The organism is Mycobacterium sherrisii (assembly GCF_002102355.1).
Classification (GTDB): Bacteria; Actinomycetota; Actinomycetes; order Mycobacteriales; family Mycobacteriaceae; genus Mycobacterium; species Mycobacterium sherrisii.
On the sequence record NZ_LQPT01000076.1, the window covers coordinates 71124 to 96024 of the forward strand.

A 24901-nucleotide genomic window follows, 5' to 3' on the forward strand; every position below is an offset into this window, starting at 1 on the left:
CGGTATCGTCACCGTCATGGCGCAGCGGGGATCCACGCGTTACTTCGCGGGCAAGCGCAGTCTGGTCACCGGCGCGGCCAGCGGCATCGGCCGGGCCACGGCGCTGCGGCTGGCGGCCCAGGGCGCCGAGCTATTCCTCACCGATCGCGACGCCGACGGCTTGACACAAACGGTGGCCGACGCCCGGGCGCTGGGTGCCCGGGTGCCGGTACACCGGGCGCTGGACATCGCCGACTACGACTCGGTCGCCGCCTTTGCCGGCGATGTCCACGCCGCGCACCCGAGCATGGACGTGGTGATGAACATCGCCGGGGTGTCGGCGTGGGGAACCGTGGACCGGCTCAGCCACGAGCAGTGGACCAAGATGGTCTCGATCAACCTGATGGGCCCGATCCACGTCATCGAGTCGTTCGTCCCGCCGATGATCGCGGCCGGTCGCGGCGGGCACCTGGTCAACGTCTCGTCGGCGGCCGGGCTGATCGCGCTGCCCTGGCATGCCGCCTACAGCGCCAGTAAGTACGGGTTGCGCGGCGTGTCCGAGGTGCTTCGCTTCGACCTGGCCCGACACCGCATCGGCGTGTCGTTGGTGGTGCCCGGTGCGGTGAAGACGCCGTTGGTCAACACCGTCGAGATCGCCGGCGTCAACCGGGAGGACCCCAAGGTCGCCCGGTGGGTCGACCGGTTCAGCGGCCACGCAGTCTCGCCGGAACGAGCGGCCGAAAAAATCCTCGCCGGCGTCGCGAAGAACCGATACCTCATCTACACCTCCCAGGACATCCGGGCGCTCTACGCGTTCAAGCGGCTGGCATGGTGGCCCTACAGCGTGGCGATGCGCCGGGTCAACATCGTCTTCACCCGCGCTCTGCGGCCCGCGCCGGCCAGGCTAAGCCGGCATCACCAACTCGAGTCGAACCCCGAGTAACCGGACCGGACGGTCGAGTTCGAACAGATCCAGGACGTTGCGCGCCGCGGCCAGGATGACGGCGGGATCGGTGCTGGGCCCGGGCAACTTGCGAATCTTGGTGCGGGTGAAGAACGTGGCGGTGCGCACGGTGACGGCCACCCGGGTGACGACGCGGCCCGCAGCCACGACTTCGTCCAGTGCTCGTCTCGCCAAATCTGTGACCGCACAATACATTTCAGATCGATCGATGAGATCGCGGGGGAACGTGACGACATGGCTGCGGGAGCGGGGGACCCACGGTTCGGCACTGACCTGCGCGTCACCCCCGCCCTTGGCGAGCAGCAGCAGCCACAGCCCGGTGCGCGGTCCGAAGGTGGACGTCAGCAATTCGGCGTCGCTGCGGGCAAGCTCTTGGACCGTGGTGATATCCAGCGTTGCAAGCCTTTTCGCAGTCTTTGGGCCCACCCCCCACAGCGCGTCGACCGGGCGCTCTGCCATCACGTCCATCCAGTTGGTGTCGGTGAGCACGAAGACACCGTCCGGCTTCGCGAACCCGGTGGCGACCTTGGCGCGCTGCTTGTTGTCGCTGATGCCGACCGAACACGACAGCCCGGTTTCTGAAAAGATAACGGCGCGAATCTGTTCGGCGACTTCGACGGGATCTGCCGCCGTCACCGACACGTAGGCCTCATCCCAGCCCCACACCTCGACCGGGTGCCCTAAATCCCGCAACAGCCCCATCACCTGATTTGACGCCTCGTCGTAGGCGGCCGGATCGGACGGCAGGAAGGTGACGCCCGAATCAGGAGGGCAGCGCCGGGCCGCGGTGCGCAGCGGCATGCCCGCGCGCACCCCGAACTCGCGGGCCTCGTAGGAGGCGCACGTCACGACCTTGCGCGGCTCGGTGGGATCGCCGCTGCCACCGACGATGACGGGCAACCCGGCCAACTCCGGATGGCGGCGCAACTCCACCGACGCGAGAAACTGATCGAGGTCGACATGCAGAACCCATCTCGATGCCGGTGCGTCCATGCGATCAGGTCACCGCCCACATAGCTTGCGTGCCAAGCTTTCCCAGGCGTCGCCGAGGCTGTCGAGGGTGTGCCCGCCGTAATTCAATTGGTGCTCAACGTAATCCACGTCAAGCAGGGCCAGCAGCGCATCGGCCTGCACCTCCAGATCGCCGCTGCTGTGCGCGGCCTGCAACAGCAACCGCACGTGGGTGCGCTGCACCGCGGCCGCCCCGACGTGGCGGTTGAGCGGATCGCCCTTGCTTGCCGACAGCAGAGCGTGGTGGGTGTGCACGAAGCACAGGCGAGCCCGGCCGAAGGCGACCAGCCGGTCCATCGGCGGCGCGTCGGGCCCCAGCGGCGGGGGACCGAACAGGAAGGCCTGCTGGCTGGCCCGTTCGTCCTCGTCGAGCAAGACCATCATCAGCCCGGCGCGGCTGCCGAACCGGCGAAACAGCGTGCCCTTGCCGACGCCGGCGGCGGCCGCGACGTCGTCCATCGTGACGGAATCCGCCCCGTATTGGGCAACCAGCCGCCGGGCGGCTCGCAGCAGCAACTCCCGGTTGCGTGCCGCGTCGCCCCGTTCTTGGGGCAGCACGCGCGCCGGCAGGGACAACTCGCCTACCGGTTGGACATCGCTCATCACTGCACTGTAATGCCGATCGAATAAAACGGACTATAGTCCGGTTTAACCGTAGAGGATCGTGACGAACAACCGAAGGGAAGATGGAACAGTGGCACAGATCAAGGTCTTGGCGTTGGTGGGGAGTCTGCGGGCGGCGTCGATCAACCGCAAGATCGCCGAGTTGGCGGTTGATGTCGCTCCCGACGACGTCGCCGTGACCGTGTTCGAGGGTCTGGGCGAGCTCCCGTTCTACAACGAAGAGATCGACGAGGCGATGAACGCCCAGGCCACGACGCCGCCGCCGGTGGTGGCGCTCCGTGAAGCGGCGGCCGGGACGGATGCGGCCCTGGTAGTCACCCCCGAATACAACGGGAGCATCCCGGCAGTCGTCAAGAACGCGATCGACTGGCTGTCCCGCCCGTTTGGCAACGGCGCGCTGAAGGACAAGCCGCTGGCCGTGATCGGCGGGGCCTTCGGCCGGTACGGCGGGGTCTGGGCGCACGACGAGACCCGCAAGTCCTTCGGCATCGCCGGGGCGCGGGTCGTGGAGTCGATCAAACTGTCGGTTCCGTTTGGCAGTTTGGAGGGCAAGGCGCCGGCCGAGCACGCCGAACTGGTCGCCAACGTGCGCGACGCGCTTGGCAAGCTCACCGCGGAAGTCGGCTGATTTGGCCGTATCCAACAAGCCGGTCACCGGATGACCAGCAGCGTTCTCGCAAGTGAATAGCTAAAGCCGCCAGCTTGTGCTGGCGGCTTTGCTAGCGCCGGTGTGGGTGGTGTCCGGCCCGGGCCGCGCCGGGGTTGTCGGTGGCCACTGCTATACCCGTACCTATGAACGTCCCGAACCATGTTTGTGATCTGCGACACGCCGGGGCGACGACACGCGACAGGGCTTACGACCTGGGAATTTCAAAATTGTTATTCAGAACATCTTGTATCTCGAGATCTTGTCAGCCACTAGGTGTAGTGTTTCGAGGGCCGACAGATCCCAGGTTCAGCAAGCCAGCGACGCCAGTCAGGGCCCAGAGAACCTCCCGGAATCGACTCGAAGGTGCGAAGCCGAGCGCTTCGGTCCGCAGGGCCGCAAGACGGGAATCCTGGGCCTTGGCGGATCGCTGAAGATAGCGGAAATGCGGTGCCCCAAGCAGTTGCCAGTCCATAGCAAACGTCTCGACCTTCTTTCCGCAGAGGAGCGGCTTCCATGACCATCACCGTGTACACCAAGCCGGCATGTGTGCAGTGCAGCGCCACCTACAAGGCGCTCGACAAGCAGGGCCTCGCCTACGAGACGGTCGACATCAGCCTGGACACCGAGGCGCGCGACTACGTGATGGCGCTGGGTTACCTGCAGGCCCCCGTCGTCGTGGCGGGCAACGAACACTGGTCGGGTTTCCGGCCCGATCGCATCAAGGCGCTCGCTGGAGCCGCGCTGAGCGCCTAGCAGTAGATGAGCAAGTAAGGGGGTTGCGGTGCGATGGAGGTCACCGGACGCAACCTAAGTCTGACGGGTGACGACCCGCCGCGCCCGGCAACGCCGGGCTCGCGATCGTCACGGAATCTGACGGGTGACGACCCGCCGCGCCCGGCAACGCCGGGCTCGCGATCGTCACTGGTCTACTTCTCCTCCGTGTCGGAGAACACCCACCGCTTCGTCCAGAAGCTGGGTGTTCCCGCCACGCGGATCCCGCTGCATGGCCGTATCGAGGTCGACGATCCGTACGTGTTGATCTTGCCGACGTATGGCGGCGGCAGGGCCACACCGGACATCAACCACGGCGGCTATGTGCCCAAGCAAGTCATCGCGTTCTTGAACAACGAGCACAACAGGTCGTTGATCCGCGGCGTCATCGCCGCGGGCAACAACAATTTCGGCGCCGAATTCGCATACGCGGGCAACGTGGTCTCCCGCAAGTGCGGCGTCCCGTATCTCTACCGGTTTGAACTCATGGGCACCCCCGACGACGTGGACGCCGTCCGGGCGGGGCTGATCGACTTCTGGAAGGAACAGACGTGCCACCAACCGTCGCTGCAGAGCCTGTAACCGCCGGCACGCACGTGTTGCCCGAAGAAACGGACTATCACGCGCTGAACGCGATGCTGAATCTGTACGACAAGGACGGCAAGATTCAGTTCGACAAAGATGTGCTGGCGGCGCGGCAGTACTTCCTCGAGCACGTCAACCAGAACACCGTCTTCTTCCACAACCAGGACGAAAAGCTCGACTACCTGATCCGCGAGAACTACTACGAGCGTGAAGTTCTCGACCAGTACTCGCGTAACTTCGTCAAGACGCTGCTGGACCGCGCGTACGCCAAGAAGTTCCGGTTCCCGACGTTTTTAGGTGCGTTCAAGTACTACACCTCCTACACGCTGAAGACCTTCGACGGGAAGCGCTACCTGGAGCGCTTCGAGGACCGCGTCGTCATGGTCGCGCTCACCCTGGCGGCCGGCGACACCACTCTCGCCGAAAAGCTCGTCGACGAGATCATCGACGGGCGGTTCCAGCCGGCCACCCCGACGTTTTTGAACTCGGGCAAAAAACAGCGCGGCGAACCGGTGAGCTGCTTTTTGCTACGCATCGAGGACAACATGGAGTCGATCGGGCGGTCGATCAACTCCGCCCTGCAGCTGTCCAAGCGCGGCGGGGGAGTTGCGTTGCTGCTGAGCAACATTCGCGAGCAGGGTGCACCGATCAAAAACATCGAGAACCAGTCATCGGGTGTCATTCCGATTATGAAGCTGCTCGAGGACTCCTTCTCCTACGCCAACCAGCTGGGCGCGCGCCAGGGCGCCGGCGCGGTGTACCTGCACGCGCACCACCCCGACATCTACCGCTTCCTGGACACCAAGCGGGAGAACGCCGACGAGAAGATCCGCATCAAGACGCTGAGCCTGGGCGTGGTGATTCCCGACATCACCTTCGAGCTGGCGAAGAAGAACGAGGACATGTACCTGTTCTCGCCATACGACGTCGAGCGGGTGTACGGCGTTGCCTTCGCCGACATCTCGGTGACCGAGAAGTACTACGAGATGGTCGACGACGCGCGCATCCGCAAGACCAAGATCAAGGCGCGGGAGTTCTTCCAAACGCTGGCCGAGCTGCAGTTCGAGTCCGGCTACCCGTACATCATGTTTGAGGACACGGTGAACCGGGCCAACCCGATCGAGGGCAAGATCACCCACTCGAACCTGTGCTCGGAGATCCTGCAGGTGTCGACGCCGTCGGCGTTCAACGACGATCTGTCGTATGCCAAAGTGGGCAAGGACATTTCGTGCAACCTCGGCTCGCTGAACATCGCCAAAGCGATGGACTCACCGGATTTCGCGCAGACCATCGAGGTGGCGATCCGCGCGTTGACCGCCGTCAGTGATCAGACGTCGATCAAGTCGGTGCCGTCGATCGAGCAGGGCAACAACGAATCTCACGCGATCGGGCTCGGGCAGATGAACCTGCACGGCTACCTGGCCCGCGAGCGCATCTTCTACGGCTCCGAAGAAGGCATCGACTTCACCAACATCTACTTCTACTGCGTGCTGTATCACGCGTTGCGGGCGTCGAACCGCATCGCGATCGAACGGGGTAGGGCCTTCGGTGGTTTCGAGCGGTCCAAGTACGCCTCGGGGGAGTTCTTCGACAAGTACACCGAGCAGGTGTGGGAACCGTCGACCGACAAGGTGCGTCAGCTTTTCGCCGAGGCGGGAATCCGCATTCCCACCCAGGACGACTGGAAGCGGTTGAAGGAGTCGGTGCAGGCGCACGGCATCTACAACCAGAACCTGCAGGCCGTCCCGCCGACGGGGTCGATCTCCTACATCAACCACTCGACGAGCTCGATCCACCCGGTGGCGTCCAAGATCGAGATCCGCAAGGAAGGCAAGATCGGGCGGGTCTATTACCCGGCGCCGTATATGACCAACGACAACCTGGAGTACTACCAGGACGCCTACGAGATCGGCTACGAGAAGATCATCGACACCTACGCCGCGGCCACCCAGCACGTGGACCAGGGGTTGAGCCTGACGTTGTTCTTCAAGGACACCGCCACCACTCGCGACGTCAACAAGGCGCAGATCTACGCCTGGCGCAAGGGAATCAAGACGCTGTACTACATCCGCTTGCGGCAGATGGCACTGGAAGGAACCGAGGTCGAGGGCTGCGTGTCCTGCATGCTATAGCGCATACGGGCTTCGCATACGGAGTCCGATCGCGGACTAGCACCTCCCCGCGCGTACCTGCCGGCGCGAATTCTGCCGCTCGCCGAGCGAGGTGCTGCGCGCGACGTGATGACGCGCTACCGCCCATTCGCGCAGTCTGCCCAGGTCAGCGACTCCGCGGGGTATGGTTCTTGATGTGGTGAGAATGCCCCGGGCGCCGCGGCCCCATCCCAGCGTCAAGCCGGGCGCGAAAGTCGACGCGCGCAGCGAGCGCTGGCGGGAACACCGCAAGAAGGTGCGCGGTGAAATCGTCGAGGCGGCGTTTCGCGCCATCGACCGATTGGGGCCCGAGCTCAGCGTGCGGGAAATCGCGGAAGAGGCCGGTACCGCCAAGCCCAAGATCTACCGCCACTTCCATGACAAGTCCGACCTGTTTCAGGCGATCGGTGAGCGGCTGCGGGACATGTTGTGGGCGGCGATCTTCCCGTCGATCGACCTAGCCGCCGACTCCGCGCGGGAAATCGTCCGGCGCAGTGTCGAGGAGTACGTCAACCTGGTCGACCTGCATCCCAACGTGCTGCGGGTGTTCATTTCGGCGCGGTCCGGCGCGACCGCCGAGTCGACGGTTCGCACCCTCAACGAGGGTCGTCAGATCACCCTGACCATGGCCGACATGTTCGACAACGAGCTCAAGGACTTCAAGCTCGACCATGCCGCCTTCGAGCTGGCCGCGCACGCCGCGTTCGGGTCGGCCGCCTCGTCGACCGAGTGGTGGCTGGGGCCCGAACCCGGTAGCCCCCGGCGCATGCCCCGCGACCAATTCATCGCCCACCTGACCACCATCATGATGGGGGTCATCGTCGGCACCGCCGAGGCGCTGGGCATCTCGGTCGACCCCGACCAGCCAGTCCACAGCGCCGTGCGTAGGAGCCCCGCCGCCAGCTGAGGACCAAAGGCCCATTGACATCATCCGGGCTTTCGTCGAGACTCTGTCCTACCCGCTACCGGGGGTACTGGGTATTTGCCGCAGCCCGCCGGGGTACCCACCGAAGCGAGCCGACAGCCATAGGAAGACCGATCCGCAGTGACCGATTCATTGATAGAAGCCCAGGACAAACCCGTCCCGGATCCCGCAGCCCCGACGCCGGTGCGAACTCGCGCCCTGATCATCGGGACCGGATTCTCCGGTCTGGGCATGGCGATCAAGCTCCAGCAGCAGGGGGTGGACTTCGTCATCCTGGAGAAGGCCGACGACATCGGTGGCACCTGGCGGGACAACGGTTACCCCGGATGCGCCTGCGACATCCCGTCGCACCTGTACTCGTTCTCCTTCGAGCCCAAGCCGGACTGGAAGAACCCGTTCTCCTATCAGCCCGAAATCTGGGACTACCTCAAGGGTGTGACCGAGAAGTACGGGCTGCGTCGCTACATCGAGTTCAAGGCCCATGTGGACCGCGGCTACTGGGACGAAGACGAGTACCGCTGGCACGTGTTCACCAAGGACGGTCGCGAATACGTCGCCCAGTTCCTGATCTCTGGAGCCGGTGCGCTACACATCTCGAAGTTGCCCGAAATCGAGGGGCGCGACGAATTCGCCGGTCCCGCTTTCCATTCCGCCGAGTGGGACCACAGTGTCGACCTGACCGGCAAGCGGGTGGCCATCATCGGCACCGGCGCCAGCGCCATCCAGATCGTGCCCGAGATCGTCGATCAGGTTGGCGAGTTGCAGCTCTACCAGCGCACGCCGCCGTGGGTGGTGCCGCGGTCCAACCCCGATCTTTCCCCGGCGCTGCGCAAGGCCATGGCGAACGTTCCGGGGCTACGGGCACTGGTGCGGCTGGCCATCTACTGGGGGCAGGAAGCACTGGCGTTCGGCATGACCAAACGGCCCAACACGCTGAAATTCATTGAGGCGTATTGCAAATACAACATCCGCCGCTCGGTCAAAGACCGCGAGCTGCGCCGCAAGCTGATCCCGAATTACCGCATCGGGTGCAAGCGCATCCTGAACTCGTCTACGTACTACCCGGCCGTGGCGAACCCCAAGACCAAGCTCATCACCGACGGCATCGCGCGGATCACCCGCGACGGGATCGTCACCGCCGACGGCACGCAGCACGAGGTCGACGTGATCGTCTACGCGACGGGATTCCACGTCACCGATTCCTACACCTACGTCGGCATCAAAGGTCTGCGCGGCGAGGACCTGGTCGACCGATGGAACCGGGAGGGTATCGGGGCGCATCGCGGAATCACCGTCGCCGAAATGCCGAACCTGTTCTTCCTGCTGGGGCCCAACACCGGGCTGGGCCACAACTCGGTGGTGTTCATGATCGAGTCGCAGATCCACTACGTGGCCGACGCGATCAAGACCTGCGAAAAATACGGTGCCCAGGCGCTGGCACCGACCCGCGCGGCACAGGACAAGTTCAACGACGAGCTGCAGGAACAGCTGAAGGGCTCGGTGTGGAACACCGGCGGCTGCAGCAGCTGGTATCTCGACGAGCACGGCAAGAACACGGTGCTCTGGGGTGGCTACACCTGGCAGTACTGGCGGGCGACTCGCTCGGTCAAACCCGGCGAATACCAGTTCTTCGGTGTCGGCAACGGCAAGCGCACCGCGCGCGCGACCGCGACCGCGCAGGCCTGAAGTCGTGGCGAGATCGGGATTCGTCGGGCGAATTCACCGTCATTTGCGGTGCTGAGCGGCCTTTGGCCTCTACACTCCCTGGGATATGAGCGCCTATCAGACCGTTGTGGTCGGCACCGATGGCTCGGACTCATCGCTGCGCGCGGTTGACCGCGCCGCCGCGGTCGCCGCGGATCACGGCGCGAAGTTGATCGTTGCGACCGCACATCCCCCCGTCGCCGAGGAAAAAGGTCGCTACGCCATCCCGCCGGGCAGCGACCACGGCGCGGACTATCGGACGGTGGGCGAGGCCCCCTACTACGCGATCCTGCACGACGCTCGGGAGCGGGCGCACCAGGCCGGGGCCAAGAACGTCGAAGAGAAGGCGGTCGTCGGCGCGCCCATCAACGCGCTGGTGCAGCTTGCCGAGGACGTCGGTGCTGACCTGCTGGTCGTCGGCAACGTCGGCCTCAGCAGCGTTGCCGGGCGACTGCTGGGCTCGGTGCCATCCGAAGTCTCCCGCAGATCCAAGACCGACGTGCTGATCGTTCACACCGCCGACTGACGCCGGCGACTTAGGCCTCGGCCGAAGCCATTGCGGCGCCGGGCTTTTCGCTCGGCCGCGAAGTTTTGGCAAAGGACCGAAGATTCAGCCGCACGATGCGGTCCAGGACCCGGTCGGATACCAGCCGGTTGACTCGCAGCAGGAGCGCGGCATCGCGCCCGATCGTGTAGCGGGTTCGCGGCCGAACTGCGGTGGCCGCTTTGGCGATCACCTTCGCGGCCTGCTCGGCCGACACACCGTCCTCACCGAACGACTGGGCTTGTGCCGTGACGGCCGCTGCCAGATCGCCGTAGCGGGTGAGTTGCGGGGCGGTCATTTTCGCGAGCAGTTCCGAGGCGGTGGCGATGCCGCGATCGACCATCGCGGTCTTGACCGCGCCGGGTTCGACGACAACGACCTTGATGCCGAGGTGGGAAACCTCCCGCCGCAGGGCGTCGCTGACGGCCTCGAGCGCGAACTTGGACCCGGCGTAGGCGCCGTATGTCGGCAACACCACCTTCCCGCCGACGGAGCTGATGTTCACCACGGTGCCGCGGCTGAGCAGCAGGGCCGGTAACAACGCCTGGGTCATGGCGACATGGCCGAACAGGTTGACCTCGAACTGCTTGCGCCACTGCGCTATCGGCAAGGCTTCGACCGGCGCGTTGACCGCGATGCCCGCGTTGTTGATCAGTGCCCGCAGCGGCCGGCGCAGTGCGTCGTGCGCGACGCGGTTCGCAATGGCGGCCACGTCCGATTCCATCGTGATGTCCAGGATGACCGGCTCGATCCCGTCGGCGCGCAACGCGTCGGCATCGGCGTCGCGGCGTACCCCGGCGAGCACGTGAAATCCCCTGCGGGCCAATTCCTTTGCCGTCGCGGCGCCCATCCCGGTGGAAGCACCGGTCACGACGATCAGCTCCGCACGGGCGGGGGGATGCGAGGAATTCATGACGGTCTCCTTCGGCGACGGGAACTTTGAGTTGACATTGTTAACTGAAGCTAGGCGTTTGAGTTGACGTTGTCAACTGATGCGCTGGCCTATGCTCGCCGGGTGACGACACGTGCGGAGAGTGCCGCGGCAACACGCCGCTCGCTGCTCGAGGCCGCGGGTGTACTGCTCGACCGGGGCGGAGTCGAGGCCGTCACGTTGCGCGAGGTGGGCGCGCGCGCCGGTGTCTCGCACTCGGCGGCCTACCGCCACTTCGCCGACAAGGAAGCGCTGCTGGCGGTGCTGGCCACCGACGCATTGCGGGACCTGGCCGACCTACTGCAGGCGTTGGTCGACAGCGACGACTCGGCCGAGGAATCCCTGCGCTCGGGTCTGCTGTCGCTGATAGATCTCGGCCGTACCCGCCCGCACCTGTACCGGCTGATGTTCACCCCGCCGGCGGGGGATCCGGGGGAAGCGATGCGGGTGGCCGAGCGGGCGCAGGACCTGTTCCTCGATCTGGTCGGTCGCATCACCGGCCCCGAGCAGGCGCGGCGCTACGGGGCGCTGCTGTTGACCAGCGCGCATGGCATCACCGGGTTGGATTTGAGCGGCCATATGGATCTGGACAAGTGGCACACCAACGCCGAGGAACTCGTCGACACACTCATCTCGGTGTTGCCGAAAGCCAAGTAGCTCAGCGGCTGAGCAGACTGGCGAAGGCCGCCGCGGCCGCGTCCACACCGGCGTCGTCGTTGGTGGCTACCAGATCCAGCAGTAGCCCGCGCGTGACCGCCAGCCCAAGGCGCACCAGCGCGGGATCTGGCGAATCCCCGGCCGCGGCCTCGACCGCACGCAGCCAGCCCTCGACGGCGTTGGGAACCATTCGGGCAAACGGCTTTTCGCCCTGGGCAGCGCGGGCATAGCACTCGAAGAACAGGCGCTCCAAGCGGCGCAGTTCGGGACGCCGCACGTCGGCCCACATGGCGGCAAAGCCGCCGGCGGCGTCGGCGGGCAGCTCCGCCAGCACACCCAGCTGGCGGCGCTCGACCTCCTCGACCACGGCGAGCAGAAGGCTTTCGCGAGATACGAAGTGGTGCAACAACATTCGGTGACTGGTTCCGATGGCGGCGGCCACCTCGCGCAGTGAGCGGTCGCCGATGCCCCCGTCGGCGAATTCCTCGATCAGTGCGTCAAGGAGTTGCCCGCGCCGCGCGACGTCAGGGGTGCGAACCATCGGCGCGGCGCAGCTGCTCCGACTGAGCCTTGAGTCCTTGGGCCTCCAGCTCGAGAAAACGCTTGGTCTTCCTGGCCATCAACCGTCCCACCAACGCCCCGAGAATGCCGCCCTGGTCCAGCTGCTGGCGCACCACGGTACCGCCGGCCGGGCCGGGGGTGACGTCGTGGCGGGCGCTGACCAGCACGCCGGGGGAGCGTTGCACCCACGTCCAGGACGTGCCGGGGTCGATCTCGGTGACCTGCCACACCAGCTGCCGCATGCCGGGCTGTTTGATGCCAAACCGCTTGCCCACGCCGAGCTCCGGCCCGTCCAGGCCGACCAACGACGTCACCGAGGCGGTCCAATCCGGCCAGTGCTCGACGTCGGTGAAGACGTTCCATACCAACTGCGGGGGCGCATCGATGGCGATACGGTCTTCGGTAAACATGTACCAAATGGTACACACGCGGTCGGCGGCCGGCAACAGGGGCGTCAGCCGAGGTCGGCGGCCGCCAGCTCGGCGCCGACGCCCAGGATCACCACGGCCATCGCGACCGTCGCGGCCGGCACCATCCGGCGAGACACCGGGGTGCGGCGGTCCGCCATGGCGTGCAGCATGCAGCGGTAGCGGCGCGATGCCAAGGACACCACCGTGGCGCCGGCCGCGACGGCGAGCACGATGCCCGGCCACATCGGCAGCTGATCGAGTGCGTCCCAGCGCAACACCAACGCGGCGACGGCGACGCCACCAATCGCTGTGCGCTGCCAGGCAAGTGCCGTCCGCTCGGCCTGTGCGCCGACATCGATCAGTTGCTGCTGTGTCATTTGGTGGTCTCGGCGAGGAATACCAGGATCGCCGCCGCGACGACGATCACGCCCGCGCCCGCCGCTACGAGCCGGGGCAGCGGGTCACTCGGCAACGAGCGGCTCTCCCGCAACGCCCGCTCGGCGCGATCCCACCGCCCATAGGCGCCGGCCGTGACCACCAGCGCCAGGATCAACAGGAACACCGTAATCGCGATACGCAGTGACCGCGGACCAAAGTCGTGCACCAGGCTGGCCAGTGCGACCGCGCCGGCCAGCAGCGCCAGGCCGGTGCGCAGCCAAGCCAGAAACGTTCGTTCGTTGGCAAAGGTGAACCGATAATCGGGATCGGTCCCGACCGATTGCAGCGGCGGCTTGCGCGGGAACATCGAAAACTCCTGCTATTAAGCGGAACGAGGCGGTGCCGCAACGCTATTGGTAACGGCACCGCCACCGCTGTGGCCTAGACGTAGTCCTTGTACTTGTCGAGCAGCCGGACCGGCTTGGACAGCGCGTCGCGACGGAACGGGTCGCCCAGCTCCCGGGTGCACATGATCTCGACGACCGTTGTCTTGCCCCCTTTCATCTGGGCGGCCACGGCGCGCTGCAACGCCGGCCCGACCTCGTCAAGCTTTTCGACGACGATTCCCTCCGCGCCCATCGCCTCGGCGATGCCCGCGAACGACTCGCTTTCCAGTTCGGCGGCGACGAACCGACGGTTGTAGAAATCCACCTGGTTCTTCTTTTCCGCACCCCATTGCCGGTTGTGGAAAACGACTCCGGTGACCGGTATGTCGTGTCGAACGGCGGTCATGATCTCACCCATGCTCATGGCCCACGCGCCGTCACCGGCATACGCGATGGCCGGCCGCTCGGGAGCGGCGACCTTCGCTCCGATGATCGTCGGCAGCGCGTAACCGCAGTTGCCGTAACTCATCGGGGCCAGGAAACTGCGCGGCCGTTCGAATCGCAGATAGCTGTTGGCCACCGAGTTGATGTTTCCGATGTCGGTGGACACCATAACGTCGGCCGGCATCGCCTTCTCCAACTCGCGCAGCACCTGCCGCGGATGCAGCCAGTTGCCTTCCTCCTGCTCCTGTTCGGCGATCATGTCGAGGCTGAACGGGTCGCGCTCGTGGATCCACTCGCTGAGTTCGGTTTCCCAGGAGTCCTTTTCGGCTTGGATGGTGGCGGCGCGCTGCTCCCGGGTGGCGTCGCTGGCCAATGTCCGGTTCCGGATCCGTTCCAGCAAGGCAATCGTCGCCGCCTTCGCGTCGCCGCAAATGCCGACGCTGATCTTTTTGACCAGACCGAGCATCTTTTGGTCGGCGTCGATCTGGATGATCTTGGCGTCTTTCGGCCAGTAGTCCATGCCGTGCTGCGGCAACGTGCCAAAGGGCCCGAGCCGGGTGCCGAGCGCGATCACCACATCGGCCCTCGATATCAGTTTCATCGCCGCCTTGGAGCCTTGATAGCCGAGCGGACCGGTCCACAACGGATGGCTGGCGGGGAAGGAGTCATTGTGCAGGTAGCTGTTGACCACCGGAGCCCCAAGGCGTTCCGCGAAGGCCTTGCACTCCTCGACGGCGTCGCCCATCACCACGCCGCCACCGGAGATGATCACCGGGAACTCCGCTTCGGCGATCAACTGCGCGGCCTCGTCGAGGCTTTGCGCGCCGCCCGGACCGCGATCGAGTCTGCGCGGCTGCGGGATCTCGGTCTCGATCTCCCCATAGAAGAAGTCGCGGGGGACGTTCAGCTGGGTGGGCCCCATCTCGGTGATGGCGCGGTCAAAGCAGCGTCCGGTGAGCTCCGCCATGCGACGTGGATTGTTCACGTGCCCTTGGTATTTGGTGAATTCCTGGAACATCGGAAGCTGGTTGGCCTCCTGGAATCCGCCGAGGCCGATGCCCATGGTGCCGGCCTCGGGGGTCACGATGACCACGGGGCTGTGCGCCCAGAAGGCGGCGGCGATCGCGGTGACGCAGTTGCTGATTCCGGGACCGTTTTGGCCGATGACCACGCCGTGTCGACCGCTGACGCGGGCGTAGCCGTCGGCCATGTGCGCCGCACCTTGCTCGTGTACCACCGGAATGAGCCGGATACCGGCCGGGGCGAAGATGTCCATCGCATCCATGAAGGCCGAGCCCATGATGCCGAAGATGTCGGTGACGCCGTTGGCCGCCATCGTCTCAACGAACGCCTCGGACGGTGTCATTCGCTGCACACCTGGTACGGCAGTACGAGTGGTTGCATGGGTCATCGGCTTGTCCTCTCGATCCGGGGTCTCCGCAATTATTGGAACGCAAGGTTCTAATTTCGTGGCTCAGGAGCAGACTAGGGTCCGCCGGCGGCTGGAGTCAATGAATATTTCAAGATTCGGTATACGGCGTCTTGTTTTTTCGCGGCATTCGCGGTTCTATGGAGGCCGACGACGGGAGGGGCATGGGCGACATACACAGCATCGACGAGGCGGCGCTCACCGGCGATACCCCGACGCTGCGGTTGTTCTCGTTGCTGGAGCTGATTGCGACGAAGAACCAGCTGTTTACCCTGCAGGGCCTGGTAGAGCTGACCGGCACGCCCAAGCCGACTCTGCATCGCATGCTGCAGCAGCTCGAAGGCGCCGGCCTGCTGATCCGGGAGAACAACGGCCGCCATTACGCGGTCGGGGCACGGCTGCGACGAATGGCCGAAACCCTGCTGCTCAACGACAGCCACCACGGCGCGCGTCACTTCGTACTGCGCAACCTGGTGGAGGAACTTGGTGAGAGCTGCAACCTGACCGCGTTGTCGGGCGACGAGATCCTGTATGTCGATCGTGTGGAAACGCTTGAGCCCCTGCGCTTCACGCTGCAACCCGGGTCCCGCGTGCCGGTGCACTGTTCGGCGAGCGGAAAGATGATCCTGTCGCAACTCGCCCCCGTGCAACGGCGCCGGCTGTTGGAGGCGGCCCCGCTCAAGCAATACACCCCCAACACCATCACCGACGTGGATCAGATCGAGGAGGAGCTCAAGCAGGTTCGGCGGGACGGATACGCGATTGACGACCAGGAGTTCCTGCCCGGCCTCGTCTGCGCCGCGGTTCTGGTGCCGTCGCCGTCCGGAATCTCCAACCTCGGCATCGCGGTTCAGGCGCCGGTGATGCGCCTGACACCCGACAAAGCTCTGCGGGTCCTGCCCGCGTTGCGGCGGGCGGCCGAGGCGATCGGCCAGATCGAGGGCGAGGCGGCCGGCGAGTCGTCGCGAGCAAGCTCATGACGCACCTGGTATCCGTCCGAGACACATTCGGCATCGATTCGGATCTGCAGGTCCCCGCCTGCCCCGAACCGGACGAACACGTGCCCGACATCGACCCCGGGTATCGATTCGACGAATCGGCCACGCTGGCTCTGCTCGCCGGTTTCGCACACAACCGGCGCGTCTTGCTGCAAGGGCTGCACGGCACCGGCAAATCGACACACATCGAACAGGTCGCCGCCCGGCTGGATTGGCCCTGTGTGCGAGTGAACCTCGACGGCCAGCTCAGCCGGATGGACTTGATCGGGCGCGATGCGGTGACGCTGCGAGATGGCCGACAAGTCACCGAGTTTCAAGAGGGCATCCTGCCGTGGGCGATCCAACGGCCCGTCGCACTGGTCCTCGACGAGTACGACGCGGGTCGACCGGAAGTGATGTTCGTGATCCAGCGCATCCTCGAACACGACGGGAAGCTCACGCTGCTGGACCAGAACCGGGTGATCACACCCCACCCGTGGTTCCGGCTGTTCGCGACCGCCAACACCGTCGGACTCGGCAACCTCAACGGGCTCTACCACGGCGCGCAGCGGCTCAACCATGCCCAGATCGATCGATGGAACATCGTCGCGTCGCTCAATCACCCACTGCCACAAGCAGAGATCGACATTGTCGCCGCCAGGGTCCCCGAGGTCGACGGCACTCTCATTGCCGCCATGGTCGCGGTGGCCAACCTGACCCGCACCGGGTTCCGCGTCGGCGATCTTTCGACCCTGATGTCGCCGCGCACCGTGATCACGTGGGCGGAAAACGTCACGATTTTCGGCGACGTCGGGCTGGCGTTCCGGTTGTCGTTCGTTAACAAGTGCGACGACGCCGAACGACCGATCATCGCCGAGTACTTCCAGCGCTGTTTCGATCACGAGCTCGATGAGCCCGCGGTGCGCGTCGCGTGAGCGACCCGGCGCTCATCCCGCGCGAGCTACCCGCCCGTGAGCTGCGTGCCGCATCCATTCGCGCGCTGAGCGACCAGCACGACCTCCACTTTCGCGGCACCGCACTGTATCGCGGCCGGCGACCGGTGCCGATGCCGGCGCCGCATCTGCATCCCCCCGCGGATCGCGGAGCAGCCGATGGGATGGCGCTTCGGCTGCGACACCACGACCCGCACGTACACGCCGCGCTGCTGCCCGAGCACGCGGCGAGCAGGCTGATTTGCGAGATGCTGGAACAGTTTCGGGTGGAGTCGCTGGTCCCCGCGTCGTGGCCGGGGGTGCGGAGCAATCTCACCGCCCGATTCCGCGAGTGGTCGGCGGCGTTCGAGTCCTCGCGTTCGGCCGAGACGGAGTCCGGTCTGCTGCTCTACGCCCTCGCGCAGGTCGCCCGTTCGTGGATCACCGCGGAACCCGTCGCCGAGCGGACGCAAGATCTGATCGAACAAACCAGGATCGTGTTGACCCGGGTGGTCGGCCGGGAACTCTTAGCGCTTCGCCGAAATCGTCACTGCCAACGTGGTTTCGGGCAGCATGCCCGTCGCATTGCGGAATTGGTCGCCGACCTGCCCGCGCTGCACGCACCGCCCGGCGAGCCGGATACCGACGGCGAGGTGTTCGCGTGGCTGTTCGACAGCGGATCCGAGGACCACGCCGGCATACCCGCGGCCGGCGGTCGATACCGGCCGCCCGAGCGCCCGAACGCGCATTATCGAGTGTTCACCGCGGCTTACGACCAGACACGCGACGTCCGGTCGCTGGCGCGGCCGGCCGAGCTGCGTGAGTACCGCGAGCACCTTGATCGGCTGATCGACGCCAGCGCGGTGGGCGCATCCGTCCTAAGCCGCCGGCTCAGGATGCTGCTGGCCGAACCACGCGACGACAGATGGGAGGGCGGCCGCGATTCCGGGCTCGTCGACGGCCGCCGGTTAGCGCGGCTGATCGCGCTACCGAACGAACGCAACGTCTTTTGCGCCGAGGCCGTGGTTTTCCAACCGGACGCGATCGTGTCGTTCTTGGTGGACTGCTCGGGATCGATGAAGGCGTTGAGCGAGCCTGTCACCGTGCTGGTCGACGCGTTCGCGCGCGCCCTGGAGCTTGCCGGGGTCGGCTGCGAAATCCTCGGCTTCACGACCGCCGCCTGGGATGGCGGCCGGGCTCGGCGCGACTGGATCCGTGCCGGGCGGCCGCGAAATCCCGGTCGGCTCAATGAAGTCCGCCATCTCGTGATCAAGAGTGCCGAGACCCCGTACCGATCTGCCCGCACGGCGATTGCCGGGTTGCTGAAGGCCGACCTCTACCGCGAGGGTATCGACGGCGAGGCGGTGCAGTGGGCCTGTCGGCGGCTGCACGCGCGCGAGGAACAACGACGGATACTCGTCGTGATCTCAGACGGCGGTCCGATGGACGCCGCCACCGTCCTGGCCAACGGCCACAACTACCTGGACCGACACCTGCGCGACGTGCTTGCCGCAAGCTCGGGCGTCGAGATCTGTGCCGTCGGCGTGGGACTGGACCTCAGCATCTACTACGACCGCTTCACGTCAGTGGACCTCGCCCAAGGCACGACCCGTCGGGTGCTGTCCGAAGTGGCCGACACCATCGCATTGGCAGCCAGAGGAGGGAATTTCCGGTGACAGAGCAGCGAATTGGGATGGTTGCGTTAGATATCGCCGGTACCAGCATTGACGAGGGCGGGGCGGTGTACGTGGCGTTGCGCAAGGCGGTGGAGTCGCACACCGGCAAGCCCATCGGGGACGACCAATTCGATCGGTGGAAGGGCACGGGTAAGCGCGACGCGATCATCGGACTGCTGGGTGAGGCGACAGTCGACGAGGTCGATGCGGTCGAAAGCAGGTTCACCGATTCGCTGCTCGACGCGTACCGGTCGGTGCCGCCGGTGCCGTTGCCGGGGATCGTGGACGCCTTCGCCCTCTTGCACGAGCAAAAAATCAAGATCGTTCTGCAGACCGGTTATTCGCGCGAGATCGCGGGACCGCTGCTCGATCAGGTGGGCTGGCGCATCGGACGCGACATCGATGCCGTGATCACCAGCGACCAGGTGCCGATCAGCCGTCCCGCACCGTACCTGATCTTCCGCGCGATGGAGGCGGTCGGTGTCCAGAGCGTCGCGGAGGTCCTAGTCGCCGGCGATACCCCGAACGATCTGCGCGCCGGAACGAATGCCGGTGCGCGATATGTGGCCGGGGTTCTCACTGGTGCTCACGACGCGGCCAGCCTCCGATCGGCCCCGCACACCCACATCCTGGCCAGCGCCGCGACCATTCCCGAGGTGCTCAAACTGCGCGAGGTGGCCACCCAATTCTGAATGGATCGGGCAGCAGCCGACGGGGTGTCAGGCCGGCGAGCGCGAACCGGTGCTTCTGAATTCGACTGTGACCAAGGCTGTTTCATCCGAACCGGGGTAGGTGTCCCGGCGGCGAATCGCCAGGGTTGTCCCGGCGCTGACCGCGCCGACGACGAAGATGTACACCATGATCAGCGACGTCCTGCCGTTGGCGGCGCTGAGGAGGTACGTCAGAAGCAGCGGCGTCAGACCCGAGGCGAAGATTCCGGAGAGTTGATAGACCACCGAGACGCCGCTGTAGCGAACCCGGGTGGGAAACAGGTCCGCGTAGAGCGACGGCTGAGGTCCGTACATCATCGGGTAGAGGAACCCGAGCATGATGATGATCGTGACGACCGCGGCGCCGGCGGGCCGGTTGCCCAACAGATGGAACGCCGGATAGGTTGCCGCGGTGCTGAGCACCACGCCCAACGCGAAAAGCTTTCTGTTGTCGTAACGGTCCGCCAGCTTCCCGTACTTCGGGATAAAGAAGACCATTGCGGCCGCCGCGGCCATCACCGACATCAGCATGGTCTGCCGGCCTATTCCCAAGGTATTGGCGCCGTAGGTGATGACGAACATCGCCCAGGTGTTGAACGCGACACCCTCGGCCCAGCGGCTTCCCATACCCAGCAACAGGTTTCGTCTCATCCGCGCGTCTGAGACCATTTCCAGCGCCGGCAGGGACGCTCTGGCTTCCAGCTTCTCGAGCGCGCGGAAGGCCGGGGTTTCCATCACCTTGAGCCGGACGAACGTCCCCACCGCAACCAGCGCCAGACTGAGCATGAAAGCGATTCGCCAACCGAATGCCAGGAATTGTTCGCTTGACATCACCGAGTTGAGGGCCGCGAAAACCCCTGTGCCCAACATCAATCCAAGCGCAAGACCCAATTGGGGAAGGCTGCCGTAGTAGCCGCGCTTATCGCGCGGGGCGTACTCGACGGCCATCAGCACGGCGCCGCCCCACTCGCCGCCGATCGCGGCGCCCTGCGCCAGGCGCAGCAATACCAGCAGGATCGGTGCACTGATCCCGATCGTGGCGTAGCTGGGGATCAGGCCGATCAGAAACGTCGCCAGGCCCATGATGAGCATTGTTGCGATCAATGTTTTCTTTCGGCCGACGCGGTCGCCGATATGACCGAAGAGCAGGCCGCCGACCGGGCGAGCGACAAATCCGATCGCGAAAGTCGCGAACGCGAGCAGCGTGCCGACGAGGGGATCGGTACTGGGAAAGAACAACCGGCGGAACACCAACCCGGCCGCGATCCCGTAGAGGAAGAAGTCGTACCACTCCACGGTCGTTCCCAAAATGCTGGACGCAACGACCGTACGAATCTCGGCCCGCGTCGGCGCTGGGACGACCGTGTCGGTCATAGCGACTGCCGGAAGATGTCGGTCAGGGCGGCACTCGTCACCGGTCGCGGCACGACGGCCAGTTGCCGGGTCTGCTTCATCGTGCCCGCGACGAGGGTGGGCAGATGCTGTTCGCCGTAGCCGAAGACCCGCAACCCCGCCGGCATGTCGATGTCGGACATCAGCTCACCCAGCACGTGAGGTAGTGCGTCGGCTCCGTCGGTCGGGGTGAACCGTTGCCCGGACAGGAGTTCCGCCGCGTGCAGATGGCGCTCCGGGTTGCTGGGGTAGGTCCAACGGAAAACCGCTGCGGCGGTTGCGGCCACGGCCTGCCCATGCGGAACCATCGGCATCGGTGGGTAACCCTGCGCCCGGTAGTTCTCCACCGCTGCGGCGACGGGATAGGCGTTGGCGTGCGGCAAATGGGTGCCGGCGTTGCCGAAGCCGGAACCCGCCGAGGTGGAGGCCAGCGCCATCTGGTAGCGCGCTTCGAGGTCATGACCGTTCATGACCGCCCGCCGCAGATACCTGCCCACCAGTTGCAGCGCTTGCTCACACCACAAGTCGCTGATCGGATTCGACCCGCAGAAGGCGGGGCGCGTCATCGGGTCGGCGGGCGCAGCCTTTGCGTCGAATCGGACAGCGGTATAGCTCTCCAGCGCGTGCGACAAGACATCCATCCCGCCGGCCGCGGTTGGCTGCGGCGGCAGCGAGACGGTCGTGAGCGGGTCGACGACGGCCAACGTCGGGCGTAGCTTCGGATGGCTGATTCCGGCCTTCAGGCGCAGCCCCAGCAAATCGACCACGCAGATGGTGGTGGACTCCGAACCGGTGCCCGCGGTGGTCGGCACCGCGATCAGGGGTTTCAGCGGCAGCCACGGTGCCCGGCCGGCGCCGATCGGCGCCGTCACAAAGTCCAGCAGTTCACCGGGATGGGTTGTCAGCAGGTTGACTGCTTTGGCGGTGTCAATCGCCGAGCCACCCCCCACCGCGACGAAGCACTGCCAGTCTTGCTGTTTGCCGTAGCACACGGCCTCGTCGATGCTGTCGTCGGTGGGTTCGACGACGACTTTGTCGAACACTTCCGATTTGATTCCCGCGGCGATCAGTTGGTCCAAAACTCGATCGGGGATGCCCGCGGCACGTACGCCGGGGTCGGTAATCACCAAGCATGATTCGATGCCCAACGCCAACAGTTCCGGCCCTATCTCGTCCAGGGCGCCCAGCCCAAACTTCAATGGCGTTGCTGCCCAGGTAAATACGGCTTCGTTCTGCCCCAACTCGAGCATTCTCGGTGCTCCCTTGATCCGCCACAATGTAGGCATAGTCCCCACATTGTGTGAGACGGTACGCCTCGGCGGCCGCGATGAGAAGTGCATCACAGCCGGCGGCGAGCTCCAGCTAAGCCCTGGAACCCGGGGTGAGGCAGGCGGGCCGGCCCGGCTACCTACCGCTTTGCGGACGCAACCGAGGCGTCAAAGACGTTTCGGCAAAAGCAAATTGAGGAGTACTCAGAACGACATGGCACGGTTGACCGGCACGAATTGCGACACGTCCCGTGCGGCCTGGACGACTTGTTTACCCAAAGTTCGCATGCGGTTTCTCGACATCCGCACCGTCGGGGCCTGGATCACCAAGGCGGCTTGCGCATTTCCCTCGGGGTCGAGCACCGGAGCGCCGACGCAGCGTAGACCCTCGATGTTTTCCTGTTCGTCGATGCTGTAACCGCGCCGGCGGATGGCCGCGAGCTGATCGGCAAGAGCCGCGGGAGTGCCGAGGCTGTGCGGGGTGACCTTGTGCAGCTTGGACGGCAACGAATCCAAATACTGCCCGGCGTCGGGCGAGAAGGCGAGGATGGCCTTGCCGGAAGCCGTGCTGTACAAGGGAAAGCGTGCCCCGGTGTGTTGCTCGAACCGTAGTGGAAGCCGGCAAGGCACCCGCATCATCACCACCGACTCCGGGCCCTGACGGATCGACAGGTTGATCGCCTCTTCGGTGTCGCGGTTAAGGCGTTCGAGGATGGGCAGCGCCTTGTCGATGCCGAACCCGCGTTGCGCGGCCTGACCGAGCAGCACCGCTGCGCTGCCCAGGTAATAGCAGTCCGATACCGGATTGCGCGCGACGAGACCTTCCGCGATCAGCGCCCTGATCAATCGATTCGCGGTACCCGAGGAAAGCTGGAGCGAGTTCGCGATTGCGTTGCCGCTCAGCTCATTCGGCGACCCGGCGAGCAACTTCAGTACGGCGAGTGCCCGGCCCACCGATTGGGTGCCCGCGGGCAGGACCTCACTCACCGCACCCAGCGGAGTCTTCGGCACGTCGGGATGGGCCACCGATTGTCTCATTCAGATCTGATAGCCCCCCGGCAGCAGGGCGGCAATCTCGTTGGCGGCAGTGACCACCAGGTGCCCCAGTTCGTCGAGCCGCTCGTCGCGCAGCCGCACCTCGGGACCTTGCACCGCAACTGCCGCCACCACGGCGCCCTGCGCATCGAAGGCCGGAGCGGCCACACCCCGGACGCCCTCGAGTCGCTCGCCCCGGTTGACGGCGTACCCACGGGTCCGGGTCTCCTGCAGATCCTGCAACAGATCCCGGTTCGACGTGATGGTGGTCGGGGTTAGCTGGCGAAGTTCCCCGAGCCGAGCCACCTCGGCCGCGATATCGGGTGCGAACGCCAAAAACACCTTGCCACTGCTGGTGCAATGCAGCGGGATCCTGGTGCCCACGGGCTGGATGAAACGCAGCGGATGTTTCGACTCCACGCGCACCACGACGAGGCCGTGGTCGGCGTCCCGGACAACGAGATTGGACGACTCGCCCGACTCCTCGCTGAGCCGCTCCAGCACCGGGGAGACGCTGTCGAACCCCAAGCTGCGCTCGGCCGCACGACCCAGCAAATAGGCCTCGCGTCCCAGTTGATACCGCTCGGTTCGGCTGCTTTGTGCGACGTACCCGGCCGCGACGAGCGCGCGCAGGATCCGGTGGGTGGTGCTGGTGTTCAGCGACAGCGTGCGGGCCAACTCGGTGACGCCCAAGTCGCTGGGGGACTGCCGAAGTATGCCGAGGACCTTCAGGGCGCGGCTGATCGTCTGGGTGCCCATCAGCGGTTCGTCCTGCACCGCCAGGTCGCCGACCACATTTGATCCCCGTGCCATGCGACAAGGATAACGACACCGAGCTGGGAGTTAACTGATGTCGGAGTTTGCGATCACTCTGGTCGCCCCGACGACGTCGCGCAGCACCGCCGGCAACTGCTCGCCGGAACGCAGCACCAGCCGCAGGCTGCGCCGCAAATCCAGCCCCTCGGTGGGCACGATGATCAGTCGGTGCTGAGCGATCTCCTCGGCCAGTGCCAGCGAACTCAGCACCGCGGCACCGATCCCGGCTTCCACCGCGGACTTGATCGCGGTCGTCGACGATAGCTCCATCATCGGATCAACGGTGAGCGGGCAGCCGAGACGGTGGAGCTCGTGCTCGAGCACATATCGAGTGCCCGACCCGGGTTCCCGGCTGATCAAGGCGGTGCGGCTGAGCTCCGCGGCATTCACCGGGACTCGGCGGTGCGCCCAGGGATGGCCGTGGCCGACCACCAGCACCAGCTCGTCACGGGCGACCACAACCGAATCCAATCCGTCGCTGACCGCCGCGCCTTCGACGAAACCGACGTCGGCGGCACCGCCGAGCACCAGCTCTGCGACCTTCGCGGAATTGATCACCTGTAGGCCGATGGTTGCGGTGGGTACCCGCGTGCGCAGTTCGGACAGCCAGCGGGGGAGAAGATACTCCGCGACGGTCATGCTGCAGGCAACACGAATCCGGCTCGCCTGGTGGCCACGAAGCGCGGTGATGCCGGCGTCCAGATCGCTCGCGGCGTCGACCACTCGACGCGCCCAATTCGCGATCATCGCGCCATGATCGGTCAGCCGTGATCCGGCCGTCGACCGCACGATCAGGGGCACGCCGATCAGCCGCTCCATGTTCCGGATGCGCGACGCCGCGGCGGGCTGCGACACGCCATGTTCCCGGGCCGCCTTCGCGAGGCTGCCCAGCCTGGCAACGCTGAGTAGCAAGTCAAGCGAACCGATTTCCGGCACCCGTGGCGACAACGGCACTCGTCAACCGTACTGCTTGGGATCAAAGTTCGCCTTGGG

Annotated in this window: 26 protein-coding genes; 13 read left to right on the forward strand and 13 right to left on the reverse strand. The window is 65.5% G+C overall.

The genetic code is table 11. The features are described from left to right. Positions 1 to 16 precede the first annotated feature (16 nt). Complete coding sequence (locus AWC25_RS13610) at positions 17 to 922, forward strand: SDR family oxidoreductase (RefSeq protein WP_069399723.1); 906 nt, start codon at positions 17 to 19, stop codon at positions 920 to 922. On the opposite strand, the gene AWC25_RS13615 is transcribed toward AWC25_RS13610, so the two are convergent. Both AWC25_RS13615 and AWC25_RS13620 read right to left on the reverse strand, forming a co-directional pair. Further along, positions 884 to 1936: a DNA polymerase IV gene (locus AWC25_RS13615; protein ID WP_069399724.1), complete on the reverse strand. Its 1053-nt coding sequence runs from the start codon at positions 1934 to 1936 to the stop codon at positions 884 to 886. The genes AWC25_RS13610 and AWC25_RS13615 overlap by 39 nt on opposite strands. A gap of 9 nt (positions 1937 to 1945) precedes the next feature. Further along, a complete protein-coding gene (locus tag AWC25_RS13620) occupies positions 1946 to 2557 on the reverse strand; it encodes a TetR/AcrR family transcriptional regulator (protein WP_069399725.1) in 612 nt (203 codons plus the stop codon). 61 nt (positions 2558 to 2618) lie between these two features. Here AWC25_RS13620 and AWC25_RS13625 point away from each other — a divergent pair, with 61 nt between their 5' ends. The 7 genes from AWC25_RS13625 (at position 2619) to AWC25_RS13655 (ending at position 9888) form a co-directional block, all read left to right on the forward strand. Beyond that, entirely contained in the window at positions 2619 to 3206 is a 588-nt protein-coding gene (locus tag AWC25_RS13625; RefSeq protein WP_372513405.1) for an NAD(P)H-dependent oxidoreductase, read from the forward strand. 534 nt (positions 3207 to 3740) lie between these two features. Next, the gene (locus tag AWC25_RS13630; protein ID WP_044510476.1) at positions 3741 to 3980 is read left to right on the forward strand and encodes a redoxin NrdH; all 240 of its coding nucleotides are present in this window, start codon (positions 3741 to 3743) and stop codon (positions 3978 to 3980) included. Between the two features lie 117 nt (positions 3981 to 4097). Then, positions 4098 to 4580 carry a class Ib ribonucleoside-diphosphate reductase assembly flavoprotein NrdI gene (gene nrdI, locus AWC25_RS13635; protein ID WP_069399774.1) on the forward strand — a complete coding sequence of 161 codons (483 nt, stop codon included), beginning with the start codon at positions 4098 to 4100 and terminating at the stop codon, positions 4578 to 4580. After that, positions 4550 to 6715 carry a class 1b ribonucleoside-diphosphate reductase subunit alpha gene (nrdE, locus tag AWC25_RS13640; protein WP_084229240.1) on the forward strand — a complete coding sequence of 722 codons (2166 nt, stop codon included), beginning with the start codon at positions 4550 to 4552 and terminating at the stop codon, positions 6713 to 6715. The genes nrdI and nrdE overlap by 31 nt, the downstream gene beginning before the upstream one ends. A 184-nt stretch (positions 6716 to 6899) precedes the next feature. Next, the gene (locus tag AWC25_RS13645; RefSeq protein WP_069399726.1) at positions 6900 to 7640 is read left to right on the forward strand and encodes a TetR/AcrR family transcriptional regulator; all 741 of its coding nucleotides are present in this window, start codon (positions 6900 to 6902) and stop codon (positions 7638 to 7640) included. A gap of 150 nt (positions 7641 to 7790) precedes the next feature. Then, positions 7791 to 9344, forward strand: a complete 1554-nt coding sequence (locus AWC25_RS13650) for a flavin-containing monooxygenase (RefSeq protein ID WP_232326954.1) — start codon at positions 7791 to 7793, stop codon at positions 9342 to 9344. Between the two features lie 85 nt (positions 9345 to 9429). After that, positions 9430 to 9888 carry a universal stress protein gene (locus AWC25_RS13655; protein WP_069399728.1) on the forward strand — a complete coding sequence of 153 codons (459 nt, stop codon included), beginning with the start codon at positions 9430 to 9432 and terminating at the stop codon, positions 9886 to 9888. A 10-nt stretch (positions 9889 to 9898) separates the two neighbouring features. Here AWC25_RS13655 and AWC25_RS13660 read toward each other — a convergent pair whose 3' ends face one another. Next, positions 9899 to 10819, reverse strand: coding sequence for an SDR family NAD(P)-dependent oxidoreductase (locus AWC25_RS13660; protein WP_085166944.1), 921 nt, complete (start codon positions 10817 to 10819; stop codon positions 9899 to 9901). Positions 10820 to 10921: 102 nt separating this feature from the next. Between AWC25_RS13660 and AWC25_RS13665 the strand changes: the two genes are divergently transcribed. After that, positions 10922 to 11494 (forward strand): TetR/AcrR family transcriptional regulator, encoded by a 573-nt coding sequence (locus tag AWC25_RS13665; protein WP_069399730.1) that lies wholly within the window; start codon positions 10922 to 10924, stop codon positions 11492 to 11494. A 1-nt stretch (position 11495) separates the two neighbouring features. Here the strand turns inward: AWC25_RS13665 and AWC25_RS13670 are convergent, their stop codons facing one another. From AWC25_RS13670 to xsc, 5 genes are all read right to left on the reverse strand, one after another. Then, positions 11496 to 12035 carry a TetR/AcrR family transcriptional regulator gene (locus AWC25_RS13670; protein WP_069399731.1) on the reverse strand — a complete coding sequence of 180 codons (540 nt, stop codon included), beginning with the start codon at positions 12033 to 12035 and terminating at the stop codon, positions 11496 to 11498. Further along, positions 12019 to 12465 carry an SRPBCC family protein gene (locus AWC25_RS13675; protein ID WP_069399732.1) on the reverse strand — a complete coding sequence of 149 codons (447 nt, stop codon included), beginning with the start codon at positions 12463 to 12465 and terminating at the stop codon, positions 12019 to 12021. The genes AWC25_RS13670 and AWC25_RS13675 overlap by 17 nt, the downstream gene beginning before the upstream one ends. Before the next feature lie 44 nt (positions 12466 to 12509). Then, a complete protein-coding gene (locus tag AWC25_RS13680) occupies positions 12510 to 12842 on the reverse strand; it encodes a DUF202 domain-containing protein (RefSeq protein ID WP_085166945.1) in 333 nt (110 codons plus the stop codon). Continuing rightward, positions 12839 to 13210: a YidH family protein gene (locus AWC25_RS13685; protein ID WP_069399734.1), complete on the reverse strand. Its 372-nt coding sequence runs from the start codon at positions 13208 to 13210 to the stop codon at positions 12839 to 12841. The genes AWC25_RS13680 and AWC25_RS13685 overlap by 4 nt, the downstream gene beginning before the upstream one ends. A 74-nt stretch (positions 13211 to 13284) precedes the next feature. Continuing rightward, a complete protein-coding gene (gene xsc, locus AWC25_RS13690; protein ID WP_232326948.1) occupies positions 13285 to 15039 on the reverse strand; it encodes a sulfoacetaldehyde acetyltransferase in 1755 nt (584 codons plus the stop codon). Between the two features lie 203 nt (positions 15040 to 15242). On the opposite strand from xsc, the gene AWC25_RS13695 reads away from it, so the two are divergent. Genes AWC25_RS13695 through AWC25_RS13710 form a run of 4 tightly spaced genes read left to right on the forward strand, consistent with a single transcriptional unit; the run spans position 15243 to position 19379 of the window. Then, the gene (locus tag AWC25_RS13695; protein ID WP_244899513.1) at positions 15243 to 16082 is read left to right on the forward strand and encodes an IclR family transcriptional regulator; all 840 of its coding nucleotides are present in this window, start codon (positions 15243 to 15245) and stop codon (positions 16080 to 16082) included. Then, positions 16079 to 17014, forward strand: a complete 936-nt coding sequence (locus tag AWC25_RS13700) for an AAA family ATPase (protein ID WP_069399737.1) — start codon at positions 16079 to 16081, stop codon at positions 17012 to 17014. Before AWC25_RS13695 ends, AWC25_RS13700 begins: the two co-directional genes overlap by 4 nt. Then, on the forward strand, positions 17011 to 18687 hold the full coding sequence (locus AWC25_RS13705; RefSeq protein WP_069399738.1) for a cobaltochelatase CobT-related protein: 1677 nt from the start codon (positions 17011 to 17013) through the stop codon (positions 18685 to 18687). Before AWC25_RS13700 ends, AWC25_RS13705 begins: the two co-directional genes overlap by 4 nt. A gap of 17 nt (positions 18688 to 18704) precedes the next feature. Further along, positions 18705 to 19379 carry a phosphonatase-like hydrolase gene (locus AWC25_RS13710; protein WP_264033760.1) on the forward strand — a complete coding sequence of 225 codons (675 nt, stop codon included), beginning with the start codon at positions 18705 to 18707 and terminating at the stop codon, positions 19377 to 19379. 27 nt (positions 19380 to 19406) lie between these two features. On the opposite strand, the gene AWC25_RS13715 is transcribed toward AWC25_RS13710, so the two are convergent. The 5 genes from AWC25_RS13715 to AWC25_RS13735 all read right to left on the reverse strand — a co-directional run bounded on the left by AWC25_RS13715 (position 19407) and on the right by AWC25_RS13735 (position 24862). Then, complete coding sequence (locus tag AWC25_RS13715) at positions 19407 to 20771, reverse strand: MFS transporter (protein ID WP_069399740.1); 1365 nt, start codon at positions 20769 to 20771, stop codon at positions 19407 to 19409. Beyond that, positions 20768 to 22075: a hydroxyacid-oxoacid transhydrogenase gene (locus AWC25_RS13720; RefSeq protein WP_232326950.1), complete on the reverse strand. Its 1308-nt coding sequence runs from the start codon at positions 22073 to 22075 to the stop codon at positions 20768 to 20770. Before AWC25_RS13720 ends, AWC25_RS13715 begins: the two co-directional genes overlap by 4 nt. A 186-nt stretch (positions 22076 to 22261) precedes the next feature. After that, entirely contained in the window at positions 22262 to 23095 is an 834-nt protein-coding gene (locus tag AWC25_RS13725; protein WP_084229241.1) for an IclR family transcriptional regulator, read from the reverse strand. Continuing rightward, positions 23096 to 23905, reverse strand: coding sequence for an IclR family transcriptional regulator (locus AWC25_RS13730; RefSeq protein ID WP_084229242.1), 810 nt, complete (start codon positions 23903 to 23905; stop codon positions 23096 to 23098). 30 nt (positions 23906 to 23935) lie between these two features. Continuing rightward, positions 23936 to 24862: a LysR family transcriptional regulator gene (locus AWC25_RS13735; RefSeq protein WP_069399742.1), complete on the reverse strand. Its 927-nt coding sequence runs from the start codon at positions 24860 to 24862 to the stop codon at positions 23936 to 23938. Positions 24863 to 24901: the final 39 nt, after the last annotated feature.